At 58.2% G+C, this 22,403-nt stretch carries 17 protein-coding genes; 8 read left to right on the forward strand and 9 right to left on the reverse strand.

Annotation, left to right across the window (positions count from 1 at the left end):
• Positions 1-56 precede the first annotated feature (56 nt).
• From ahpF to Y5S_RS07935, 3 genes are all read right to left on the reverse strand, one after another.
• A complete protein-coding gene (ahpF, locus tag Y5S_RS07925) occupies positions 57-1,664 on the reverse strand; it encodes an alkyl hydroperoxide reductase subunit F (protein WP_035232023.1) in 1,608 nt (535 codons plus the stop codon).
• A 96-nt stretch (positions 1,665-1,760) separates the two neighbouring features.
• Positions 1,761-2,324: an alkyl hydroperoxide reductase subunit C gene (gene ahpC / locus Y5S_RS07930; RefSeq protein ID WP_035232025.1), complete on the reverse strand. Its 564-nt coding sequence runs from the start codon at positions 2,322-2,324 to the stop codon at positions 1,761-1,763.
• 641 nt (positions 2,325-2,965) lie between these two features.
• Complete coding sequence (locus tag Y5S_RS07935) at positions 2,966-5,134, reverse strand: EAL domain-containing protein (protein ID WP_052041467.1); 2,169 nt, start codon at positions 5,132-5,134, stop codon at positions 2,966-2,968.
• A gap of 158 nt (positions 5,135-5,292) precedes the next feature.
• Here Y5S_RS07935 and mtgA point away from each other — a divergent pair, with 158 nt between their 5' ends.
• The 3 genes from mtgA (at position 5,293) to Y5S_RS07950 (ending at position 8,408) form a co-directional block, all read left to right on the forward strand.
• Positions 5,293-6,165 carry a monofunctional biosynthetic peptidoglycan transglycosylase gene (mtgA, locus tag Y5S_RS07940; protein ID WP_081939707.1) on the forward strand — a complete coding sequence of 291 codons (873 nt, stop codon included), beginning with the start codon at positions 5,293-5,295 and terminating at the stop codon, positions 6,163-6,165.
• Positions 6,162-7,538: an META domain-containing protein gene (locus Y5S_RS07945; protein WP_035232027.1), complete on the forward strand. Its 1,377-nt coding sequence runs from the start codon at positions 6,162-6,164 to the stop codon at positions 7,536-7,538. Before mtgA ends, Y5S_RS07945 begins: the two co-directional genes overlap by 4 nt.
• Before the next feature lie 180 nt (positions 7,539-7,718).
• Positions 7,719-8,408: a type 1 glutamine amidotransferase gene (locus tag Y5S_RS07950; RefSeq protein WP_035232029.1), complete on the forward strand. Its 690-nt coding sequence runs from the start codon at positions 7,719-7,721 to the stop codon at positions 8,406-8,408.
• A gap of 185 nt (positions 8,409-8,593) precedes the next feature.
• Here the strand turns inward: Y5S_RS07950 and Y5S_RS07955 are convergent, their stop codons facing one another.
• The gene (locus Y5S_RS07955) at positions 8,594-10,273 is read right to left on the reverse strand and encodes a 2-isopropylmalate synthase (protein WP_035232030.1); all 1,680 of its coding nucleotides are present in this window, start codon (positions 10,271-10,273) and stop codon (positions 8,594-8,596) included.
• 296 nt (positions 10,274-10,569) lie between these two features.
• Here Y5S_RS07955 and Y5S_RS07960 point away from each other — a divergent pair, with 296 nt between their 5' ends.
• Both Y5S_RS07960 and Y5S_RS07965 read left to right on the forward strand, forming a co-directional pair.
• Positions 10,570-11,064, forward strand: a complete 495-nt coding sequence (locus tag Y5S_RS07960) for an Lrp/AsnC family transcriptional regulator (protein WP_035232031.1) — start codon at positions 10,570-10,572, stop codon at positions 11,062-11,064.
• A gap of 172 nt (positions 11,065-11,236) precedes the next feature.
• Positions 11,237-11,698 carry a flavodoxin family protein gene (locus tag Y5S_RS07965; RefSeq protein ID WP_035232231.1) on the forward strand — a complete coding sequence of 154 codons (462 nt, stop codon included), beginning with the start codon at positions 11,237-11,239 and terminating at the stop codon, positions 11,696-11,698.
• A gap of 329 nt (positions 11,699-12,027) precedes the next feature.
• Here Y5S_RS07965 and Y5S_RS07970 read toward each other — a convergent pair whose 3' ends face one another.
• Positions 12,028-12,789, reverse strand: coding sequence for an enoyl-CoA hydratase-related protein (locus tag Y5S_RS07970; protein WP_035232033.1), 762 nt, complete (start codon positions 12,787-12,789; stop codon positions 12,028-12,030).
• Between the two features lie 144 nt (positions 12,790-12,933).
• Between Y5S_RS07970 and Y5S_RS07975 the strand changes: the two genes are divergently transcribed.
• Positions 12,934-13,728, forward strand: a complete 795-nt coding sequence (locus tag Y5S_RS07975; protein WP_035232035.1) for an ATP-grasp domain-containing protein — start codon at positions 12,934-12,936, stop codon at positions 13,726-13,728.
• Here the strand turns inward: Y5S_RS07975 and Y5S_RS07980 are convergent.
• On the reverse strand, positions 13,674-14,879 hold the full coding sequence (locus Y5S_RS07980) for a hypothetical protein (protein WP_035232037.1): 1,206 nt from the start codon (positions 14,877-14,879) through the stop codon (positions 13,674-13,676). The two genes, Y5S_RS07975 and Y5S_RS07980, sit on opposite strands and share 55 nt — an antisense overlap.
• 307 nt (positions 14,880-15,186) lie before the next feature.
• On the opposite strand from Y5S_RS07980, the gene serB reads away from it, so the two are divergent.
• Complete coding sequence (gene serB, locus Y5S_RS07985) at positions 15,187-16,422, forward strand: phosphoserine phosphatase SerB (protein ID WP_035232039.1); 1,236 nt, start codon at positions 15,187-15,189, stop codon at positions 16,420-16,422.
• Between the two features lie 155 nt (positions 16,423-16,577).
• Here the strand turns inward: serB and Y5S_RS07990 are convergent, their stop codons facing one another.
• From Y5S_RS07990 to epmB, 3 genes are all read right to left on the reverse strand, one after another.
• Positions 16,578-18,650, reverse strand: coding sequence for an EAL domain-containing response regulator (locus tag Y5S_RS07990; protein WP_035232040.1), 2,073 nt, complete (start codon positions 18,648-18,650; stop codon positions 16,578-16,580).
• Between the two features lie 214 nt (positions 18,651-18,864).
• Positions 18,865-20,640, reverse strand: a complete 1,776-nt coding sequence (locus tag Y5S_RS07995; RefSeq protein ID WP_035232042.1) for a hypothetical protein — start codon at positions 20,638-20,640, stop codon at positions 18,865-18,867.
• Between the two features lie 136 nt (positions 20,641-20,776).
• Entirely contained in the window at positions 20,777-21,805 is a 1,029-nt protein-coding gene (epmB, locus tag Y5S_RS08000; protein WP_231552653.1) for an EF-P beta-lysylation protein EpmB, read from the reverse strand.
• Between the two features lie 26 nt (positions 21,806-21,831).
• Here epmB and efp point away from each other — a divergent pair, with 26 nt between their 5' ends.
• A complete protein-coding gene (efp, locus tag Y5S_RS08005; RefSeq protein WP_035232045.1) occupies positions 21,832-22,401 on the forward strand; it encodes an elongation factor P in 570 nt (189 codons plus the stop codon).
• The last annotated feature ends 2 nt before the right edge of the window (positions 22,402-22,403 follow it).

Here is a 22,403-nt window from a genome sequence, read left to right on the forward strand (position 1 = left end):
CAAAAAGCCACCGCAAATGCGGTGGCTTTTTTTTACAGCTGGTGAGCGCCAGCGGGTCAGGCGACGGCGGCTTCCTGCTGCTCGTCGTTGTAGAGGGCTTCCAAACGGTCGCCCTGGGTCATCAGGTATTCGAACGCAGCCAGTGATGCCTTGGCGCCTTCGCCCATGCTGATGACGATCTGCTTGTAGGGCACGGTTGTCACATCACCACAGGCGTAGATACCTTCTTCAGACGTCTGACACTTCTCGTTGATCTCGATCTCGCCAAAGCGGGTCCGGGACACCACATCGCCCAGGAACTCGCTATTGGGCACCAGGCCAATCTGTACGAACACGCCTTCCAGCGGCAGCTCCTTCACTTCCTCGGTGGCGCGATCGACAAACTCGATGGCGCTGACCTTGCCATTGCTGGCCTTGATCTCGCGGGTGGCCACATTCTTGTGAATGGTGACGTTGGCTTTTTCTTCCGCCTTGTCCACCAGCACCTTGTCGGCTTTCAGCTCGGGCATGAATTCGAACACGGTTACCGACTTCACGATACCGGCCAGATCCAGTGCCGCTTCGATACCGGAGTTACCGCCACCGATCACCGCCACGTCCTTGCCTTTGAAGAAGGGGCCATCACAGTGCGGACAGTAGGCCACACCGTTGCCCACGTTTTCTTTCTCGCCGGGCACGCCCAGCTCTCGCCACTTGGCGCCGGTGGCGACGATGACCGTCTTGGTGTCGATCTCTTCACCGGAAGACAGCACCACCTTCTTGATTTCGCCCTTCTCGACGCGGGCCACCTTGAGGTGTTCCTTCACGGTGACGTCGTATTCATTCATGTGCGCCTGCAGCGCACCGGACAGTTCCGGGCCGGTGGTCTTCTTCACGGAGATCAGGTTTTCGATATCCATGGTGTCTTTCACCTGGCCACCGATACGGTCGGCGATCAGGGTCACTTTCAGGCCCTTACGGGCACTGTAGATGGCCGCAGCCACACCGGCAGGACCACCGCCAATCACGGTCACGTCCTGCAGCGGCAGTTTTTCACCAGCGCCAGCCTGGGCGATGGTCGGCTCATAGGCCATCAGTTTGTCGATCAGCTCAGCCGCGGTCACCTTGCCGTTGGCAAACAGCTCGCCGTTAAGGTACACGCTGGGCACACCCTGAATGTCACGCTGGTTGACCAGATCCTGGTACAGACCACCGTCGATCATTTCAGAGGTAATGTTCGGGCTCAGCAGCGCGAACTGATTGAGCGCCTGGACCACGTCCGGGCAGTTGTGGCAGCTCAGGCTGATGAACACTTCAAAGTGCATCTCGCCCTGAACATTGGCCACCATGCGCTGGAGGCTGTCGTCCAGCTTGATGTCGGTACCTGATGCATGCAGGAACGCCAGAACCAGGGAATTGAATTCGTGGCCTGCAGGAATACCCGAGAAGCGGATGCCGGTGTCTTCACCGTCAGCCTCCAGCAGGAAAGAAATCGGGCTGCGCAGTGTGCCGCCCAGATCACGTTCTTCGAACGCCAGATTGTCACTGACACCGGCGATGTCGGAGAGGAATTTCACCAGTTCGTCGCGCTTGCTATGGGAGCCGCTTTGCAGCACGAAAGTGACTTTCTTCTGCATGTTGGCGGCGTAGCCCTTGAGAGCCTGCAAAATTTCATTCGTGAGCATGAGTCTTCCCTTAACGTGAATTAAGTAATCAGTGACAAAACATTTGGAGAGGGGCTGCCCCGGCGATCCCGCCGGGACAGCAGACCGAAGTCGGGCTTAGATCTTGCCGACCAGGTCCAGGGAAGGTGCCAGGGTGGCTTCGCCTTCTTTCCACTTGGCCGGGCACACTTCGCCGGGATGGTTGCGAACGTACTGAGCGGCTTTTACTTTGCGCATCAGGTCGTCAGCGTCACGGCCGATACCTTCGGCAGTGATTTCCATGGCCTGGATGATGCCATCCGGATCCACCAGGAAGGTGGCGCGGTCTGCCAGACCCTGGCCTTCACGCATCACACCAAAGTTGTTGGTGATGGTGCCGGTCTGGTCGCCCACCATGTAGTAGTTGATCTTGCCGATGGTGTCGGAGGTGTCGTGCCATGCTTTGTGGGTGAAGTGGGTGTCGGTGGACACGGAGAACACTTCAACGCCCATTTGCTGCAGCTCTTCGTACTTGTCAGCCACGTCGCCCAGCTCGGTGGGGCAAACGAAGGTGAAGTCGGCCGGATAGAAGAAAAAGATAGCCCACTTGCCTTTTACGTCTGCGTCAGAGATCTCGACGAACTCGCCCTGCTTGAATGCGGTAGCGTTGAACGGTTTGATCTCGGTATTGATCTGTGCCATGTCGTTAAGACTCCTAGGTTGGCTTGTTTGCTTGTGCGACGCCTAGAATGCGAAAAAGCCACCGATTGGTAAATTCGAAAGTCTTTATGGTGGTGATAGGGAATACCTAACAACTCCGTGACAAGCTACAAGCGACAGCACAAGGCGTTCTCGGTAGAACCACCGCTCCTAAAGCCGCGCCTGCTCTGTCTCCGGACTCACGATCTGCAGACGCCAGATCGCCCTTCGGTCGATTCGCGGTCGCACCCGGAGGGCATAGCAAACGCCCGCTCCCACGGGGAGAGCTCCCTGGCGTGAATGCTGCTTTTGTAGGAGCGGCGGTTCCGCCGCGATGTGCCCGGGCGCGATTGAAACGCGGTATCGCGGTCGAACGCCCGCTCCCACAGGGAGAGCGCCCTGGCGGGGATGCTGTTTTTGTGGGGCGGCGGCTCCGCCGCGATGTGCCTGGGCGCGATTGAAACGCGGTATCGCGGTCGAACGCCCGCTCCCACAGGGGGAGTTCCTTGGCGGGGGTGCTGCTTTTGTGGGAGCGGCGGTTCCGCCGCGATGCCTTGGCGGAGGGCAAAGGAAGCGCCCGTTCCTTGTGGCTTGGGAAGTCGAGCACTTTTCGGGTTTTCCCAATCGAAGCGCCAGCTTGTAGCTCAATGCAGCGGAGGATGGGCGTTGCTGACTCGGGGTTGGCGGTGCCGCTTGAACAGGGCATCCAGCGGCTCGGGAAGGCCAATGGCATAGCCTTGCACAAAGTCCACACCGGTTTCCCGCAGCAGAGGAATCAGGGCTTCGTCTTCTACATATTCGGCCACCGTCTGGATGCCCAGCCGGTGGGCCACTTCATTGATGGATTCCACGATGGTGTGATCCACGCTGGAGCGCACCAGGTTACGCACGAAGCTGCCATCGATCTTTAGGTAATCCACCTTGAAGTGCTTGAGGTAGTTGAAGGAACTGAAGCCGCTACCAAAATCATCCAGCGCCACTTTGCAGCCCTGATCCCGTAACCAGATCAGAACCTCGCTCACTGACCCCATCTGGTTCACCACCGTGGTTTCGGTGATCTCAAAGGTCAGCCGCTGCGCTTCAAGGGGAGTTTCCGCCAGCAACCTCTCCAGATAGGAGAGGAAGCCCGGATCATCCAGGGTGGTGGCCGACAGGTTGATGGCCAGATTCAGCCCTGTGATCCCGGCCAGTTCCTCTCCTCGCTCCAGCAACAGTTGGCGCAATACCCAGCGATCGATGTGCGGCATCATCTGGTAACGCTCGGCAGCCGGAATAAAAGCACCGGGGCTGATGATTTCACCATCCCGGCCCCGCAGGCGCAGCAGCACTTCGTAATGTCCCGGCTCATCTTCTGTCGCCATGGCACGAATCTCCTGCGCATAGAGGACAAACCGGTTGGCCTCCAGAGACTCCCGCAGACTGGCCACCATTTGCAGCTCCAGATGACGCCGGGAGGCATCACTGTCTTCCGCTGTGTACTCCATAACTTGCCCGCGTCCACGATGCTTGGCGGCGTAGCAGGCCACATCTGCCCGGCTCATGGCCTCTTCCACGGTGGTCACCTGGGCATCCAGCTCAACCAATCCCACACTGGCACCGATATCGTATACCGCCGATTCCCAGTCAAAGCGGATGGCATTCAAAGCATCGATCAAACGCTCTGCAATGTTACGAGCCCGCCCCAGCGGGCACTGACGCAATAACAAACCAAATTCATCACCACCCAGCCGGGCCAGCACATCGTTATCACGAATTTGCCGCCCGATGACGCCGGCGCACTCGCGCAGCAGGGCATCGCCGGCAATATGGCCCGCAGTGTCGTTGACCACCTTGAAGCGATCCAGATTGATGAAACAAAGGATGGCCGACTCTTGCCGTTCATCACTCAAGGCGCGCTTCAGGGCCAGTTCGAAACCGGCCCGATTGGTCAATCCGGTGAGCGCATCATGGGTGGCCTGATAATCCAGCGCCTTTTCCATGGCCTTGTGACTGCTGACATCTCTGAAAACCACCACTGCGCCCACCAGACGACCATCATCTGCCGTTAACGGCGACGCGGTATCCTGAATTTCGTAGGAGGAGCCATCACGGCTGCGCAAACGGCTGCCCTCACGCAGAAAACACACGTGAATGCCCTGCAGCGCTTCATTGACCGGACTGGGCAGGCGGGCGCCTGTGGCATCCTCCACCAGCACCAGCACCTCATCCACCGGACGACCGACCGCATTCTGATCAGTCCAGCCAGTAAGGGCTTCGGCCATCGGGTTCATGAAAGTAATAGCACCGCAGGCATCGGTGGTGATCACGGCATCGGCAATGGCATCCAGCGTGACCCGCAAATGCTCGCTTTCCCGCGCCAGACGTTGCTGCTGATTGATCAGTTCGGTACGGGCATCATGAGCTGCCTGGGTCGATTCCAGTTCCATCAGCAAGCGGCCCTTGCCCTCTGCAATCCCGGTCAGCGTCAGGCGCACCCAACGAGGTTGTTCCCCTGCCCGCAACCGGAGATTCAGGCTCACCGAGCACCCCGGTTCCGGCAACACCAGCCCCGCGATATCTTCAGGGTAAAACAGGTCGGTGAACGGGCGCTGGAACAACTGTGCCCGTGGCTGATCGCATAGCCGGCTCATGGCAGGATTGCAGTGTTGCCAGTCCCCCTTGGCAGACAGCATGGCCATACCCACGCCGGTGTGATGTACCGCCAGTCGATAGCCGGCGTCGTCAGCCGAGTCCCGTCGGCGCCACCAGGCGCGACAGAACCAGAGCAGCAGTAGCACCGCCGCCGCTATCGCCAGGATCCCCACAATCCCCATGATCAGTATCCGGTGATTATTATTGTTCGCCCGTGCATTTTTTGAACAGTCTTCACGACAATACCAGCCCCACCTGACAAGAATGGAACTTTCGCCGACAATTGGGGCCTGTTATTCCACCACGCTATGGAGAGATTCGGTCTCATGCCGAACTAACGATGACACGCCGACAACGACTGTCAAAACTGCTCGCACTGATGGTCATGGTGGCTGCGCTTTACCCGCTCTGGTACCTGGGGCAGGTACTGTGGCTGCAACACCATAACCCGCAGCAAAGCGCCTATATGGACCGTGCCAAAGAGCAGGGCCAGGTGCAGTATTACTGGCGAGATTACGACCAGATCAGCGATTACCTTAAACGAGCGGTGCTGATCTCCGAGGATGCCCAGTTTACCCGCCATGGCGGCTTTGACTGGCCCGGCATCCGTTATGCCCTGAAACGCAATCTGGAAGCCGGCAAACCGGTGGCCGGGGGCTCCACCATCACCCAACAGCTGGCCAAGAATCTTTACCTTTCCGGCGACCGCTCCTACCTGCGCAAAGGCAAGGAGGCGATCATTGCGCTCATGCTGGAAACGGGCCTGAGCAAGCGCCGTATTCTGGAGCTCTATCTGAACGTGGCCCAATGGGGACACCAGATCTATGGGGCTGAAGCCGCTGCCCGCCACTATTTTCATGTCAGCGCAGCGGACCTGACACCACTACAAGCGGCGCAACTGGCCGCCATGCTGCCACGGCCCAATCAATACGATTTTCGTGGCCCCTCTGACTATGTGACCGAGCGGGCGGACTGGATTCTGGGTCAGATGCGACTGGTGGCCATCCCCGACCCCACTGATGTACCTTTACCGCCTTTGGTCATTCCTGATGCCAACGCCCCCGCCGAAACAGACAGCGTCAGCGAGGCCCTTTCGCCAGAGGCCCCGGATAGCCCGACGGCATCAGAACCGGCACCCGTAGCAGACAATAACAGCGGCATGGCCAGCCCAGCAGACACTGACGCCATGCCCGAACAAGGAAATTCGCAATGAAGCAGTATGCCTTTCTCCTCCTTTCCGCGGTTCTGGCGCTCTCCGCCTGCAGCGACCCGGAACCCGATTCTGCCCCACCTGCCACAGCAACCAGCAGTGAACATCCTTTCAGCGGCGTCTGGGCCAGTGACGAGCTCATGCTGGTAATGGAAAGTAACGGCGACTTCTATCTGCCCAGCGACGACCTGCGCCAAGGCCTGAGCTGGGAACAACAGGACGACCAATTCACTTTCCGCTATCTGGACAGTAATGCCCTGCGCGTTGAACAACGTCAGGTTAGTGGTCAGCTTGACGGCGATACGCTGACACTGACTCCCCTTTCCAGTGAGCCGGCGGCCAGTGATGACGAGACCGGCGATGACGAAAGTGAAACCAGCGAGAATAACGATGCCGCTGCGTTTCAGCTCTCAGGCCAGTTCCAAAAGCACCCCGCCGCAGTCGGTTTTCTGAGCGGCCAGGTTCAGCTACCGGAGAACGCGCAGCTGCCTGAACAGGCAGTCCTGACGGTGACGCTACTCTCGGACGACCAGATCGTGCTGCGCAGGGTGATCCGCCTCAACGAAGATAGCAGCCATTTTCCTTTCCGCCTCTACTACCCTGCCGATGCGGTGAAGGACGACGCGCAGTACCAGATCAGCAGCCAGATCCTGGCCGGCGGCGGGCTCTACTTCCAATCGGCCAGCACCGAACTGAGTCGCCACGGGAAAGGCTTTGACAGCATCACCCTGCCCATGGACCCGCTCATGAATGACAGCGAAACCCTTCGCGGCGCACTGGTCTGGCGGGCCGGCGAAGCGGTTTTTACCTTGTGTAATAGTGACCAGCGCCTGCAGGTCAGTGGCCCCCAGGGCGAGAGCCTGATTGCCGATATCCGCAAGGACATGGCCTACCCGGAACAACCTCGTATTGCGGTCATCAGCGGCCTGCGCAAAAAAATTCCCGGGCAACAGGAAGGCACTACCCAGGCTGCCATTTCGGTCGAAAGCTTTACCCTTGAAGGGCGTGGCGACATGCAGAATTGCCAGCTTCCCAGTGCAGAGCTGACCAACACGCGCTGGATGCTGAGCCACCTTGGCGAACAGGCAGTGGACGTTCCGGAGAATGGCAACGTCCCCTTTATCACGCTCAATAATGGGCAAGCCCGAGGTAACGGCGGCTGCAACAGTTTCCAGGCGGATTATCAGCAGGACGATGCCTCTGTCCGCTTTGCATCCCTGACCAGCACCGAGATGGCCTGCCCTGCCCTGGAGCTCGAACAGTTATTCCATCAGGCGCTGAATCAAACCGATCATTATCGTATTGATGGCGAGCTGCTGACGTTGTTTGATGATAAAGACCAGCCCGTCGCCAGCTTTCAGGCGGTGTATTTGTAACCGGGAAGCAAGTTACAAGCTTCAAGTCACAACGCGGAATACGCCTTCAGGGTTTGATATGCCGAGTCCGCGAACAAACGATATCTGTGCGCGGGCACGGCGATACACCGACTCCACCACTAATCCGCGTTGTAACTTGTAGCTTGAAACTTGCAGCTGCATTTTGAGGAAAGGATTTCCATGCGCATTCATTACCTCTCTAATGTCCCGTTCGAACAACTCGGCGCCATGGAAACCTGGTTTCGTGAACGGGGCATGACGATCAGCCAGTCACTCCTGTTTCAGGGTGATGCCCTTCCTGACGTGGAAGAGATCGACGCCCTGGTGGTCATGGGCGGCCCCATGGGCGCCGATGATGATGATCAGTTTCCCTGGATGGCGGCGGAAAAATCGCTGATCAAATCCTCTATCGCCAGCGGCAAGAAAGTGTTGGGCATTTGTCTTGGCGCACAACTGATCGCGCGGGTACTGGGTGCAGAGGTAACCGCGAACCCTGAAAAAGAAGTGGGTTGGTTCCCGGTGCGCCCGACCAGGCAAGGCAGCACCGACAGCATTGGCCGGTTATTTGCCAACCAACCGGCGGTGTTGCACTGGCATGGCGATACCTTTGCGATTCCCCAAGGGGCAGTGCATTTGCTGGAAAGCGAAGGCTGTCCGAATCAGGCGTTTCGCTATGGCGATAATGTGCTGGCACTGCAGTTTCATCTGGAGCTGGCACATGAGAATGCCAAAGCACTTTGCGCTGCTTGCCCCGAGGATCTGGCAGCCGGAACCTGGGTGGAAGACAGGGAATCACTGCTGGGTGACACGCAACGGTTCGAGGATGCCCGCAATCTGCTGGGAAGGGTGTTGGGGCAGTTTTTGGGATAACGCCGTTTCGAGTTTCGAAAATCAAAATGCTGTGGGAACGTAGCGCAGCGGAGTAACGCACGCAGTGCGGCCCCAAGGGGTGAGCGAAGCGAATAACTTGCTTGCAAGCGAAGGGGCTAGCCGAAATCGCTTGCAGGCAAGCTCCCACAGAAAGACAACCAGGAAGCCGCGAGGGGGGTTCGCTGTTAACTGTTCACTGTTAACTGTTCACTGCCTCTCTCAACTCGGCCTACCGCTGACAGAATCGCCTGCAATGCCGCAGCGGTAGTATCCGCCGCTGTAGCGACCGCACTCTGTATGGTCTCGCCCACCTGCACGCGAACACAGGCCATGGCATTGGCTTCGGTGCTGTCGCCCAATGAGTACTCATCGAAGGACACCACTTTCACTTCACTGCCAATCTGACGATTCAACGCTTCGACCAAAGCCGACATGGCACCGTCACCACGGCCTGACAACAAGGTGACTGTCTGATCGTTATCACCAATGCTGATCTGGGCCTGCACATGATCATTGCTGCGATTCAGATCGTAGGAGCGCAAGGTCCAGCCCATGGGCACACTCAGGTAATCACTGTTAAAGCGACGGTGCACGCTCTCGCTGGTGATCTCACCACCATCCTCTTCCGCATCTTTCTGTACTACCTTGGCCAGTTCCTGCTGCAACCAGCGCGGCAGATCGATACCGAAATCCCGTTCCAGCACGTGGGCCACACCGCCCTTGCCTGACTGGGAATTGATGCGCACCACTTCTTCGTAACGACGTCCCACATCGGCCGGGTCAATCGGCAAGTAGGCCACGTTCCAGGTGTCGCCTTCCTTGTAGCGCGACAGGCATTTGCGAATGGCATCCTGATGGCTGCCGGAGAAAGCGCTGAACACCAGGTCACCGGCGTAGGGATGGCGCGGGTGAGTCTGGATGTCGGTAATTTCCTCCACCAATGCCACAATCTCTTTCATCCGTGAGAAATCGATTTGTGGATCAATCCCCTGGCTGTACAGGTTCATGCCTGCGGTGACCAGATCCATGTTGCCGGTACGCTCGCCATTGCCCAGCAAGGTCCCTTCGACACGATCAGCTCCGGCCATCACTGCCATTTCCGCAGCGGCCACGCCACAGCCACGGTCGTCATGGGTGTGTACGCTGATAATCACATCATCACGGTATTGAATATTCTCGTGGACCAGTTCCACCTGGTCGGCAAACACATTCGGCGTACTGACTTCCACCGTGGCCGGCAAGTTGATGATCACCCGCTGGCCCTGATCCGGACGCCACACGTTGTTCACCGCATCGATGACTTCAATAGCGAAATCGGTTTCGGTGGCGCTGAACGTTTCCGGGGAATACTGGAAGCTCCAGTGGGTTTCCGGCTGCTGCGCCGCGTAGTCACGTACCCATTCGGCGGCGCGCACGGCGATGGCCTTGCAGCCATCCTTGTCCACATTGAACACCTGCTCACGGAACGTTGGCGAGGTGGCATTGTAGATATGGACGACGGCGTTCTTTGCCCCTTTCAGGGATTCAAAAGTCCGTGCAATCAAATCTTCCCGTGCCTGGGTCAGCACCTGGATATGTACGTCATCGGGGACCAGATCCTCTTCGATCAAGACACGGCAAAAGTCGAAATCAATCTGGCTGGCAGAGGGAAAGCCCACCTCGATTTCCTTGAAACCCAGCTCCACCAACATCTGGAAGAAGGTGCGTTTCTGGGCCACGGACATGGGCTTGATCAGTGCCTGATTGCCATCGCGAAGGTCTACCGCCGCCCACAGCGGGGCTTTCTCGATACGCTGGCCGGGCCAACGACGGTCGGGCTTGTCGATAACAGGAAATGGCTGGTACTTGGTGTGATCAAAGCTCATGTCGAATCCTCAAAGTAAAAAGGGGCAGACTCTGCCCCCCAGAATTACTAACCGGCTCTCCCAGGGATACTGCTTGATGCGGCTAACAATGCTGTCGTGATCTTGGGTGTCGATCAGGGCGCCGGTAGGCACCGATAGCGACGGAGAGGGGCGTCTGGCTTGTGGCCGTCGGCGTCTTCGCCCTACGAGAGATACTTTACGGCGCAGGACGCGCAATGTGCTTGCTTTCTTCACCCATTTTCGGCCTTATGAGCAATATAATTGCGCAAAGACCCCGCTTTACAGAGAAATCCCCCATGAGCAGCGCTAAACTGGCAAAACTGGATCGTACCGACCTGCGAATTCTGCAGGCACTGCAAGGCAATGGCGGCCTCAGCAATCAGCAGCTGGCAGAAGCTGTCGGCCTGTCTCCCTCTCCCTGCTCGCGGCGAGTCCAGAAGCTGGAAGCCGCCGGCATCATCATCAAACGCGAAACCGTGCTGGATGCCCGCAAGCTGGGCCTGGACCTGACCGTGATGATCCAGATCAGCATGGATCGCCATACTCCGGAGCGTTTCGCCAACTTCGAGGAGAAGGTGGCCAGCTTCCCGGAAGTACAGCAGTGTTACCTGGTGACAGGGCAGGATGCCGATTATCTGTTGAAGGTGGTGGTGCCAGACATCGACGCCTACCAGCATTTCCTGCTCAACCAGATCACCCGCATCGACGGGGTCAGTGGGGTGCATTCGAGCTTTGTGATGCGGCGAGTGGTGGATACGGCGGCACTGCCGTTGAACTATGTTGAACCCTAGACGCGAGTGACGAGTTTCGAAAACCGTCTAACAATACCGCCTTCCGGTTTTGATCTTCGAAACTCGCTTCTCGAAACTCGCCCCCCTGGATCGCGCCGCCAGCGACGCACCTACAGATACCCCGGGGTGAGCTGATATGCTGCCCCCATCGACCGCGTTGAAGATTCAGACCATGAAACATCTGCTGATCGTTGCCCATGCCCCTTCCCCCAACACCTTGCGGCTGCGCGAAGCCGCCGCCCGTGGTGCTGGTCATGAGGATATCGAGAACGTGGCCGTGACGGTGAAGGCACCGCTGGAAGCCGGCCCTGAAGATGTGATGGCCTGCGATGCCATCCTGCTCGGCACCACCGAGAATCTGGGCTACATGAGCGGCGCGCTGAAAGACTTCTTCGACCGCACCTATTACCCGGTACTGGAAGAAAAACAGGGCCTGCCTTGCGCCCTCTACATTCGCGCCGGCCATGACGGCACCGGCACCCGCCGCGCCGTGGAAACTATCGTCACCGGGTTACGCTGGACCTGGGTGCAGGACCCACTGGTACTGCGCGGGGACTGGCAGGAAGCGTTCGAGGGTCAAGTTGAGGAGCTGGGAATGTATCTGGCGGCGGGGCTGGATGCGGGGGTTATTTAGAAGCGAGTAACGAGTTGCGAGTTGCGAAAACCTGACATCCCCGGAAACTCGGCCAGATTTGCACTTCGAACCTCGTCACTCGCACATCAGCTGCAAGCTACCAACTTCGAACGGCAAGGCGCGGGCGTTTGTGTAGGGCGGAAATTGGCGAATGCCAATCTCCGCCATCCTGGGATCAGCGGCGGAGATGGGCTCACGCCCATTTCCGCCCTACAAAACCGGTCATTGGTGCCGTACGAGAAGCGAGTTGCGAAAGGCAAAACCCAAGCCGGGCAACCCGGTTGTATGTTTTATCTTCGCAACTCGTCACTCGAAACTCGTTACTGCTCTTAGCCTTTACTCTTGCTCACCATGGCCGCAATCACCGCCTTGGCTTCGTCGCCCTGCAGTAACTCACCGAACAACGCCAGATCTTCCTTGACCACTTCGTGCAGCGGCGTGTTAATGGCCTTGCGCATCAGGCGCTTGCTTTCGCGCAGGGCGCGCGGTGGTTTCTTTGCCAACGCCACAGCCCAACCCCGCGCAGTGGCCTCCAGCTCTTCACGCTTGACCACTTTTGCCACCAGGCCAACCTCAAGGGCTTCCGGGGCCAGCATGGGTTCTCCCAGTAGCAACATGCGTGCAGCGCGCTGGTAGCCCATCCAGGCTGGCATCAGCTTGGCCGAACCGGCTTCTGGCACCGCACCGAGATCCACGAACGGAGTAATAAACTTGGCTTCCTCAGAGGCCACCACCATATCCATATGCAGCAACATGGTGGTACCTACCCCCACTGCATTTCCCTGCACGGCCGCAACAACCACTTTGGGAAAATCATGGATCGCCTGGATAAAGGTGGCCGCCCCCAACGCTTCACCCGCACCAGCATTGAGGAAGTCGAGCAGATCATTGCCTGCGCTAAAGGATTTACCTTCCGCACTGAACAACACCACATGGATGTCATCGCTTTCCTCTGCTGCTTTGAGCAGATTGACCAGATCCATATACATGGCGCTGGTCAGGGCATTCAGCTTGTCCGGACGGTTAAGGGTAATTTCCATGACTGATTCAGTGTTCTTGACCAGAACCAGTCCGCTTTCCAATGTCGGCATCGTCACGACAGCTCTCCCGTAATTTTGTAATCGGGCAAGGCTAGCGGTCTGCTGCCGCCCTGCCAATAGCCAAACACGACAAAGGGCTCTTGACCGCCCAGTCAAAGCGGATTAAAACAGCGCACCTATTCTGAGATTGCATCCGTGAAGCTGATCACCTTCGATCCTTTTCGCACCCTGGGAACCCCCGGTGTTCGCTATATCAAGCCCGAACACATGCATCAGCATCGCGATGAGCTGAACGACGCGGACTGGCTGCTGTTTCCCGCTTACTGGCAGATCAACAGCCTTCACTATGTGCTCAAGAAACGCATTTTCCCCAGTTTGAGCAGCTACCACCTTGGCCATGACAAGGTGGAAATGACCCGCGCCCTGCAAACGGCCTGCCCGGAACATGTACCAGAGACCCTGATCACCTCATCAGACCACTACGGCATCAGCCAGATTCTGGACCAGTGGAGCTTCCCCTTCGTGGCCAAATCGGTGAAATCCAGCCAGGGAATGGGGGTCTACCTGATCGAGAACCGGCAACAGCTGATCGACTATGCTGAACGGGAAGCTGTGCTCTATGTGCAGAAGTTGCTGCCCATTGTCCGGGATCTGCGCATTGTCGTAGTGGGGGACGAAATCGTGGCCAGCTACTGGCGGGAGGGGTCAGGCTTCCTCAATAACGTGAGCCAGGGAGGCCGGGTACGCACCGACCTGCCTGTGCCTGACACTGCGCTATCGCTGGTTTCAGGATTGGCTCGTTATCTGGATATCAATCACGCGGGGTTCGATGTGGCCATGGTGGATGGCCACCCCTACATCCTGGAATTTAACCGGTTGTTCGGCAACACCGGCATTCCCGATCTGCCAAAAGCGATTGCGGCGGCCATGAACCGCTACCTGTTTGGGCCGGAACCGCCCTCTTCCTCGGATACCAGCGTTTCCGCCTGAGTACGCAACAGTACTTGATAGCGGTGCGCCAGCTGCTCCACCGGTTGCAGGCGCACCTTGTGATCTCCCGCTACGGCAACCTGTGCGCGATCGGGCTGATAGAGCGCCTTCACGTCCAGCTCGGTACTGGCCAGCTGCACCTCGGGGACCTGTAACCTGCCCGGCACACCAGCCAGACACAGCGACCAGGATTCATCCGCATCCTTGTCCGTGGTCATCAACGCCTTGAACTCCAGCGGCACCTTGCCCTGTTGCTTGCGGATTGGGGTCAGCAGCCTGACCACACGCAGGAACAACAACCCCGCACACAGGGCAGAAAACGCGGCCTGAGACACCGGCTGCTGGCTGAATACCACCGTAGCCTGGCGGCCAACAGGCTGGCTCACTTGACCACCGTAAACGGCCGCCGCACGGCGCAGCATTCGTTGATAGTCTGCCAGCACCTCATCCACCGCCTGCTCGGTATAACGCTGACGAATGGCATCGAAATTCACGATGCTCAGGCGTAATTGGGCCAGAACGTTTTCCAGATCAATCGGGGTGTCCGGTACCACCGAGGGAACAGCAACCTCTGCTGCTTTTACCGGTTCAGGCTCTTCAGCCGGCGCATTCACCACCGTGGCGCTGGGCGCAACGGGCTCCTGTGGAGGCACCAGCCGTTCGCGCACCAGGGTCACAGCCAAACGCAGCAGCAATACACACAACACCGCCAGCACGAAACCAGCCTCAATGTTCTGTCGCGGTGCCTGGCTATTATCCCCCAGCAGGGTCAAGGTGCCCGCCAGCTCACCATCGGGAAGCGCCACCGGCACGGATACCAGCAGATCAGCATCACTCACACCGGAAAGCCCGACCTGCACCTGCTCCGGGTTCAGAAACCGCACCCCGGCCACCGGGGCCAATGCCACAGTCTCTCTGCCGATAAGGTTGATACTGATGGAGTCTTCACTGGCAAGCGCTTCAGCCGCACGACGGGCAGTCTGCTCGGCCAGCGCCTTGAGCTGCACCTCCCGCTCCTGCTCCAGACTGGCGGAGTAGTGTTCGAGGAAATAGATCCCCACCACCAGCATGGCCAGCAGCATCAGAATCAATTCACGCAACAGGGTCTGCTGGCGGCCAATCCATGGACGCCATTGTTCCCACAGGGACATAGGGGGTTATCCATCCGGTTCTGTTATCTGGCCGGGAGTATACCGTGAGTTGGCCGGGATGCCTTGACTATAAAGACACGCCTGATGCCTGATGCCTTTTTGCATCATCAGCACAACACTCGCTATACCCCGCTGTAGGAGCGGTCGTTCGACCGCTCCTACGGGGAAAGCACTCGGCTTCTGTGCTCCTGGAATGCCGCATCATGCCTCCAGCGTTCTTCACTTCCCCAATATCTGCTACTCTTACGCGGTTTTTACGGGGAGCTGTCGCTTCCGTCCGTTTGAATTCTGCTCCTGGAGCCCCTGCGTGCGTGAGATCATCCTGATTCAGGTTTCCGGCAATGACCGTCCCGGCCTGACAGCCGCTTTTACCCGGATTCTGGCCCGTTACCGGCTGAACATCCTTGATATCGGCCAGGCGGTGATTCACGACACCCTGTCACTGGGCATTCTGGTGGAAACCCCACAGGATGCGGACTCTTCTGCCGTCCTCAAGGACGTGTTGTTCGAAGCCCACAAGCTCAATATCAATGTGCGCTTCCGCCCCATCGACGAAGATCGCTACGAAGAGTGGGTGGCCGGCCAAGGCAAAGACCGGCACATCATTACCCTGCTGGCACGCAAGATTACTGCCCACCAACTGGCAGATGTGACCGCCACCGTGGCAGAGAACGACCTCAATATCGACAGCATCACCCGCCTGTCCGGTCGGGTGCATCTTGAGGGTGAGGCCAACGACAACGACAGCCGCGCCTGTATCGAGATTTCCGTGCGTGGCGAGCCCCGCAATGCAGAAGCCATGCGGGCGGCATTCCTGAATATCGCCAACGATCAGAACATGGACATCGCCTTCCAGCGGGACAGCGCCTTCCGTCGCAATCGCCGTCTGGTGGTGTTTGATATGGATTCCACCCTGATCCGCTCTGAGGTAATTGATGAGTTGGCAGTGGAAGCCGGTGTGGGCGAGCAGGTTGCCGAGATCACCGAGCGCGCCATGCGCGGTGAGCTGGATTTCAACGAGAGCTTTTCCGCCCGCGTCGCCCTGCTCAAGGGACTGGATGAGGGCGCACTGGAACGGGTGCGTGAGCGCATCCAGCTCACCGAAGGTGCTCAGCGTCTGGTCAGCACCCTGCGCGCACTGGGCTATCGCACCGCCATCCTGTCCGGTGGTTTCACCTGGTTTGGCCGCTGGCTGCAGGATCTTCTGGGCATTGATTACGTGCACGCCAACGAACTGGAAATCGAAGACGGCAAGGTCACTGGCCGCGTGGTAGGCCAGATCGTTAACGGCCAGCGCAAAGCCGATCTGCTGAAGGAAATCGCCGCCCAGGAGGGCATCAGCCTGGAGCAGACCATTGCGGTAGGCGACGGCGCCAACGACCTGCCCATGCTCGGCGAAGCCGGCCTAGGCATCGCCTTCCGCGCCAAACCCTTGGTCAAGCAAAACGCCGAACAAGCCATTTCTACCCTGGGCCTGGATGGCATCCTTTATCTGATCGGCGTGCGCGACAAGGACCAGGCGGAGCTGCTCAAAAGCAGTTAACAGTGAATAGTTAACAGCGACGCGGTTTTGATCTGTCTTGTTCCAAACGCAAGAGGCCGCGCTCCAATCTTGGGGCGCGGCCTCTTGCATTGTTGAATACCAACAGTCGCTATTCGCGAACTGTTCACTATTCACTGTTAACTGTTCACTGCCCTTTACGCTGTTTCCGGGATCTGCAAAACGTCCATCGGCGCTTGCAGGTAGTAGCCTTGCAGGTAGTTCACGCCACCAAGGGTCCACAGGGCCTGCATCTGGGCGGCGGATTCAACGAAACCGATCACGGTGGTGCGGCCACCTTCACTGACTTGCTTGACGATCTCCGCCAGACGGGCACGCCCTTCCGGCTTGGACAGCTCCTCGGTAAATGAGCCCTCGAACTTCACCATGCTGGCGGGAATATGTTCGAACAACTTGAACGGATCCAGCCCGCCACCAAAACGGCTAATGGACACCTTACAACCCGCTGCCTGCACCTTCTGGGCAAACAGCGCCGCCTGTTTGAGATAGGTGGTGGCATCCCCTTCGGAAAACTGGAAGTAGACGTTACGCCCTTCCATCTTGGCCGCCTTCATCGCCTTGAGCATCCAGTCTGCCAGCCCGGCATCGGCCAATGAGCTACCATTGATGTTGAACAGCATCTTCACCGGCTGCCCCAATGCTGCGGCAGCACGCATGCCATTGAGCACCACCCAGCGATCAATCTTGCCGCCCATGCCTTCCTGTGCCGCTACCGGGATAAAATCCTTGGCTTCCAGCACGTCGCCCTCTTTCTGGGGCAGGCTGACAAACACCTCGAAGAGGTGATCGCTGTCGTCTTCCAGATTCATCAGCGGTTGATAGTGCAGCTTGAAGCCACCTTGCTCCAAGGCCTGACGCAGCTGCATGGCAATGGCTTCCGAAGACCCTGCCGCCACATCATCCATGGGGTCATGGATCTTGATGCTGTTCCCTTTGCCATCGTTGGCTCGCTGCGCCTGATTACAGCATTTGAGTGCGGTGGTCAGCGAATCCTGGCTGTTACGCGCATCCTCGCGAATGAACGACACACCTACGCTGGCGGTCACCTGAACCGTGCGCGCAGAGACCTCTGGCATCAAACCTTCGATCCCCTGACGCAGCTTGTCCGCCTGTGCTGCTGCCGCATCGATATCTTCTACCGGCATCAACAGGGCGAAATCTTCACCATCCACACGCGCCAGGGCCGCCTCTCCAGCCTGGCTTGTCAGCCAGTGAGAAACGGCCCGGAGCAGTCCATCCGCACCATCAATGCCCAGCGATGACTGGTGGTGCTCAAAGTCATCGAGGCGCAGATACAGAACGGCAGATAGGCGGCTTTCGCGAGCAGCTGCCGCCACTGCATCATCCAGCTGATCCATAAACCAGTTGCGACTGAACAGCCCGGTCACCTGGTCTTTCTCACTCATTTCACGCAGGCGCGCTTCGATTTCGCTTTGATCCACCCCGGAGGCCCGGATCACGATCTGGGTGCAGGCCTCACCATCATAGGTACTGGGTGAGAAGGTAAAGGTAGCATCAAACTCCTTGCCTTCAGTATTCACACCCTTGCAGTCCAGCTCCTGGGTCTGGTTTTCATCCTGGGCACGACTGCGCAGCAATTGTTTCAGCTTGTCGTGGTCTGCGGCCGACACCATGTCCATGATCGGCACGCCAGCCAGGTCATCGGCACTTTCATAGCCAAACATGTCCACATAGTTGTCGTTGGCATGGATATGCATGCCATCCAGCACATAGGCGATGGCATCACGACTTTGATCCATGAGCAGGGAAAGCCGCTTTTCCGCGTCATGACGAACAATTTCGGAGTGCTGGAGCTCCTTGCGCAAACGCAGATACTCGGTAATCCGGTCTACCATCAAGGAAATAAGTTCGCGGTCATCGGTCGGAGCCACGGCACGGGCACCCTGACTCATGCCTGCCTTGACCGAAGCAGTAGAAAACTCATCCGCCAGTAAAATAACGGGAATGGCCTTGCCGAGCCGGTTCAGATGCGCCACAGCCTTTTCGAAGGTACCGTCACCAAACTTCGGTCTGCACAGCATCAGCTCCCAGGACCCGCCCTTGAGTGCTCGGAGCAACTCATCTTCACCCAATGCAAGATGAGCCCGCGTCGCCCGGCCGGCATTGCGCAGCACATTCATCAGCTGTTCGGCCTCATCCTGGGAGTCATGGGCGATCAGCAGGCGCAAATTGTCCAAGGCATAGCTCATTGATTCACTACTCACAATTCAGTCATGGTTACCATTGTGCCTGACGACCCTGTCATGACAAAAAAACAGGATGCAACCCAGGTTCACGCCATCGAGCGCCATGGGTAGAGTCCATCCTGTCTTGAGAGTTGCCGGATCCAGTGGCAAACCGTGTTATCACTTGTAGACCGCCAAGGCGGCAAAGATGGCAAATCAATATCACGCCATTCTCAAATTACAGACTGGACCAGATGGAATCCAGCTCATCATCATCCCCATCAGCACTATCAGAAGTCGCCACTTTCGTGGGCTCTGGCGTCGCCAGATCCCGGAACGGATACTGACTGAAGCCAGACATGCCCTGCACACGACGTAACAACTGTACGCGAGAGGCTTCCCCACCCTCAACCAGCTCTACCTTCACACCCTCATTAAAACCGACAGTAGGAAGCAGCAAGGTAGCCGGCTGACCAACTGCACTGAGCTCCGGAAGCAGAATCGCCCGCATGTAGTCGCTGTCCTGCCCTTGTTTTCGCAGGGCTCGGGCCGCCACCGGACGGCCACCGGGGGCCAGCAATTCTACCCCGAACTGGGCTCCATGATTCGGTAACTGAGTCACCCAACGGATCACCGCCAGCATCCACTGTGAATGGGTCTGATCCCGCAACGCCAACAACTCACCGGTGCGCAACAGACTCGGGGTATTGCCTTGCCAGGACAGGCAGTAACCGCCAGGACTCGCATTGACCTTCTGGCAGTGATAGCTCTCAGGCAGTTTGATCTCGGTGCGACTGGAGCCGGCCAATGAGTCCATGTCAATGGACTCGCCCGCCGCATAGTCAGACTGATAGGCTTTCGCCCACGGATCCGACTCATCCTGCTTTCCTTTGGCGGTAATCTGGATGTTGTTGAGGAAGAGGTTATCGCCCTCTCCACCAATCGAGAGGCTGCCACGCTCAACCATGGCCTCAAACGGTGTCCGGCCAGACAGGAAGTAATGCACGCCCACCAGACCAAAGCAAAGTTCGATTTCTCCACTTTCCGGCATACGCTTGAAGGCCCGCTCGGTCAGGGCACCCCAGACTTGCTGTAAATGGTCCAGCAGCCCTTCGTCCATGGCAGAGGGCAGTCCGAGGGTCGCGTCTTCCGGATCTCGACGACACGCCGCAATCGCCTCTACCAGCCGCAGGGAATCAATATAACGCCAGCCCTCTGTGACCTGGGAAGCATGGGTCCGGTAAATCGGCGGACGATCTGCCTGAAGATCGAATACGAACAGATCATCACTGCTGCTGGCTTCACGAATGGCCACCAGCCCCGCCCACTCTTCAGTGGCACGGTAGACCAGCGCCAGTTCCTGCTGACGGAGCTGATTGGGTTTGGCAGTAGAGAGGAGCAGACACCTTGCATACGCCGTCTGCACATTGGTCTCCCGCTCGCCTTCTTCCTGGAGAGCCAGAGTATCAATGCCGTTAACTTCCGCCAGCAAATACAGCTGATGCAGCTCCAGCCACAGGTGCCGGGGACAAGAGAAATAGAGTTGATAGCAGCGCAACAGGGTGTCGCCAAGGGCGGTAATCGCACGATGGATCGCCGTCGCCACCACGCGGCGGACTACCTTGTCTTTCACTTTGCGCATGCCGCGCACAGCCACCAGCTTGTAGCCGTTGGCAAGATGCCCCTGCAGCGCCTGCGCCAGGCTGGCCACACGCCGCGCCTTTTCCGGCAACACCAGCGCCTGATTCAGGTAATGCTTCTGCAGGGAGTCGCAGACCAGCAAGATAGACGGGCGGATAATCTCCAGCAGCTGAAAGCGCTGTCGGGAATCCAGCTGCAGGCGGTTCAGCTCCTGAATGAATTCATACAGCTGACGAGCCGTCTCCCCCATGTTCATTATGGGGAGAGCCTCGACCCATTGCTGCAATTTCTTGGGCTGGTCCGCGCCAACAGTCAGGTGCGGCAAATCCTGCTCTGGCAATTTCAGCCGCACCGTTTGGGCTGGTTGCTCCATGAAGATAATCCTTATCTCGGCGGCATCCAGGCTACCTGGTTATCGTTAGTTCTAATTTTATGTGCTCTATGTCACACGACTTTACGATACCGTTACGAGACTGTAAACGTCTGCAAATGACTGGCAGATCAGGGATTTAGCCAGCCAGAACCGTTTTGGCGGGCTCCCCAGGCACTTCCCGGGACAGCCGGGGCACCAGAAAACCGGGCAAAGAGGCACGAAGCGCCTTGTGCAAAGCCAGCGCATCCTCATCCTGGACGGCAAAATGGGCCGCCCCCGCCACCCTGTCCAGCTGGTGCAGGTAATAAGGCAGCACCCCCGCCTCATGCAGCCGGTCAGAGAGCGCCACCAGGGTCTCAAGCTGATCATTTACCCCCGCCAGAAGCACACTCTGGTTGAGTAAAGTGATCCCGGCCCGCTGCCACTGCCGCCCCCTATCCACCAGGGAATCACTGACCTCCCGTGGGTGATTGGCATGCAACACCAATACCGTACGCCAGCGCGGGGCACTTAACAGCGCCAGCAATTCCTCATCCAGACGCTCGGGAATCACCACCGGCGTGCGGCTGTGGATGCGCAAGCGGCGCAGGTGCGGTATCTCGGCAAGCGCATCCAGCAGCTGCTGGATACGACGATTAGTCAGGGTCAGCGGGTCTCCCCCACTCAGGATGACCTCGTTGATGTCCGGACGGGCGGCCAGCCAGGCCAGCGCCTGCTCCCAGCGCTTGCCGCTCAGATGACTCTGATAGGGGAAATGGCGGCGAAAACAGTAGCGACAATGCACCGCGCAGGCACCGGTCACCACCAGCAGGGCTCGCCCCTGATACTTGTGTAACAGCCCTGGCACCGGCGTATGGTCGCCCTCTTCCAGCGGATCGGGGCCATAGCCGGGGGCCACTTCCAGCTCTGCCGAGACACTCAAGACCTGCCTCAGCAGCGGATCCCGCGGGTTGCCCTTCTCGATCAGGTCAACATAACGGCGCGGCACTCGCAGAGGAAAATCCTGCGCTGCCGCCAGCGATCCGGGCAGCTCAGCCGCATCCAGCTCCAGCAGCGCCAACAGCTCCGCTGGGTCGGTAATCAGATCCGCCTGCTGACGCTGCCAGTCAGGTAACTCCCAACCGGCGCTTTCCTGCGGTATCATTGCCAGCCTTCGTGACGCCATACATCAACCTTTGGAACGAGAATTTTATGGCCAACTATTCTACCAGTGAATTCAAGTCTGGCTTGAAAGTCATGCTCGATGGCGATCCCTGCTCCATCATCGAGAACGAATTTGTGAAGCCGGGCAAGGGCCAGGCCTTCAACCGCGTGAAGCTGCGCAACCTGAAATCCGGCAAGGTCTGGGAACGCACCTTCAAGTCCGGCGACTCCCTGGAAGGCGCTGATGTGATGGACGTTGCCATGCAGTACCTGTACTCCGACGGCGAGTTCTGGCACTTCATGGATCAGACCACCTTCGAGCAGAAGGCCGCTGATGACGCCGCCGTGGGCGATGCCAAGCTGTGGCTGAAAGAAGAAGACGTGTGTGAAATCACCCTTTATAACGGTGAGCCCCTGTCTGTGACCCCGCCGAACTTCGTGGAACTGGAAATCGTGGAAACCGATCCCGGCCTGAAGGGCGACACCGCGGGCACCGGCGGCAAGCCTGCCACCCTGTCCACCGGCGCTGTGGTGCGTGTACCGCTGTTCGTACAGACTGGCGAAATCGTCAAGGTCGACACCCGTACCGGTGACTATGTGGGCCGGATCAAAGGCTAAGC

This window comes from Alcanivorax nanhaiticus, from assembly GCF_000756665.1.
Taxonomy (GTDB): Bacteria; Pseudomonadota; Gammaproteobacteria; order Pseudomonadales; family Alcanivoracaceae; genus Alcanivorax; species Alcanivorax nanhaiticus.

Excerpts from the sequence above, each read along its gene's own strand:
- ahpF (WP_035232023.1), bottom strand. The coding sequence starts at position 1,664 with ATGCTCACGAATGAAATTTTGCAGGCTCTCAAGGGCTACGCCGCCAAC.
- ahpC (WP_035232025.1), bottom strand. The coding sequence starts at position 2,324 with ATGGCACAGATCAATACCGAGATCAAACCGTTCAACGCTACCGCATTC.
- Y5S_RS07935 (WP_052041467.1), bottom strand. The coding sequence starts at position 5,134 with ATGGGGATTGTGGGGATCCTGGCGATAGCGGCGGCGGTGCTACTGCTG.
- mtgA (WP_081939707.1), top strand. The coding sequence starts at position 5,293 with ATGACACGCCGACAACGACTGTCAAAACTGCTCGCACTGATGGTCATG.
- Y5S_RS07945 (WP_035232027.1), top strand. The coding sequence starts at position 6,162 with ATGAAGCAGTATGCCTTTCTCCTCCTTTCCGCGGTTCTGGCGCTCTCC.
- Y5S_RS07950 (WP_035232029.1), top strand. The coding sequence starts at position 7,719 with ATGCGCATTCATTACCTCTCTAATGTCCCGTTCGAACAACTCGGCGCC.
- Y5S_RS07955 (WP_035232030.1), bottom strand. The coding sequence starts at position 10,273 with ATGAGCTTTGATCACACCAAGTACCAGCCATTTCCTGTTATCGACAAG.
- Y5S_RS07960 (WP_035232031.1), top strand. The coding sequence starts at position 10,570 with ATGAGCAGCGCTAAACTGGCAAAACTGGATCGTACCGACCTGCGAATT.
- Y5S_RS07965 (WP_035232231.1), top strand. The coding sequence starts at position 11,237 with ATGAAACATCTGCTGATCGTTGCCCATGCCCCTTCCCCCAACACCTTG.
- Y5S_RS07970 (WP_035232033.1), bottom strand. The coding sequence starts at position 12,789 with ATGCCGACATTGGAAAGCGGACTGGTTCTGGTCAAGAACACTGAATCA.
- Y5S_RS07980 (WP_035232037.1), bottom strand. The coding sequence starts at position 14,879 with ATGTCCCTGTGGGAACAATGGCGTCCATGGATTGGCCGCCAGCAGACC.
- Y5S_RS07990 (WP_035232040.1), bottom strand. The coding sequence starts at position 18,650 with ATGAGCTATGCCTTGGACAATTTGCGCCTGCTGATCGCCCATGACTCC.
- Y5S_RS07995 (WP_035232042.1), bottom strand. The coding sequence starts at position 20,640 with ATGGAGCAACCAGCCCAAACGGTGCGGCTGAAATTGCCAGAGCAGGAT.
- epmB (WP_231552653.1), bottom strand. The coding sequence starts at position 21,805 with ATGGCGTCACGAAGGCTGGCAATGATACCGCAGGAAAGCGCCGGTTGG.
- efp (WP_035232045.1), top strand. The coding sequence starts at position 21,832 with ATGGCCAACTATTCTACCAGTGAATTCAAGTCTGGCTTGAAAGTCATG.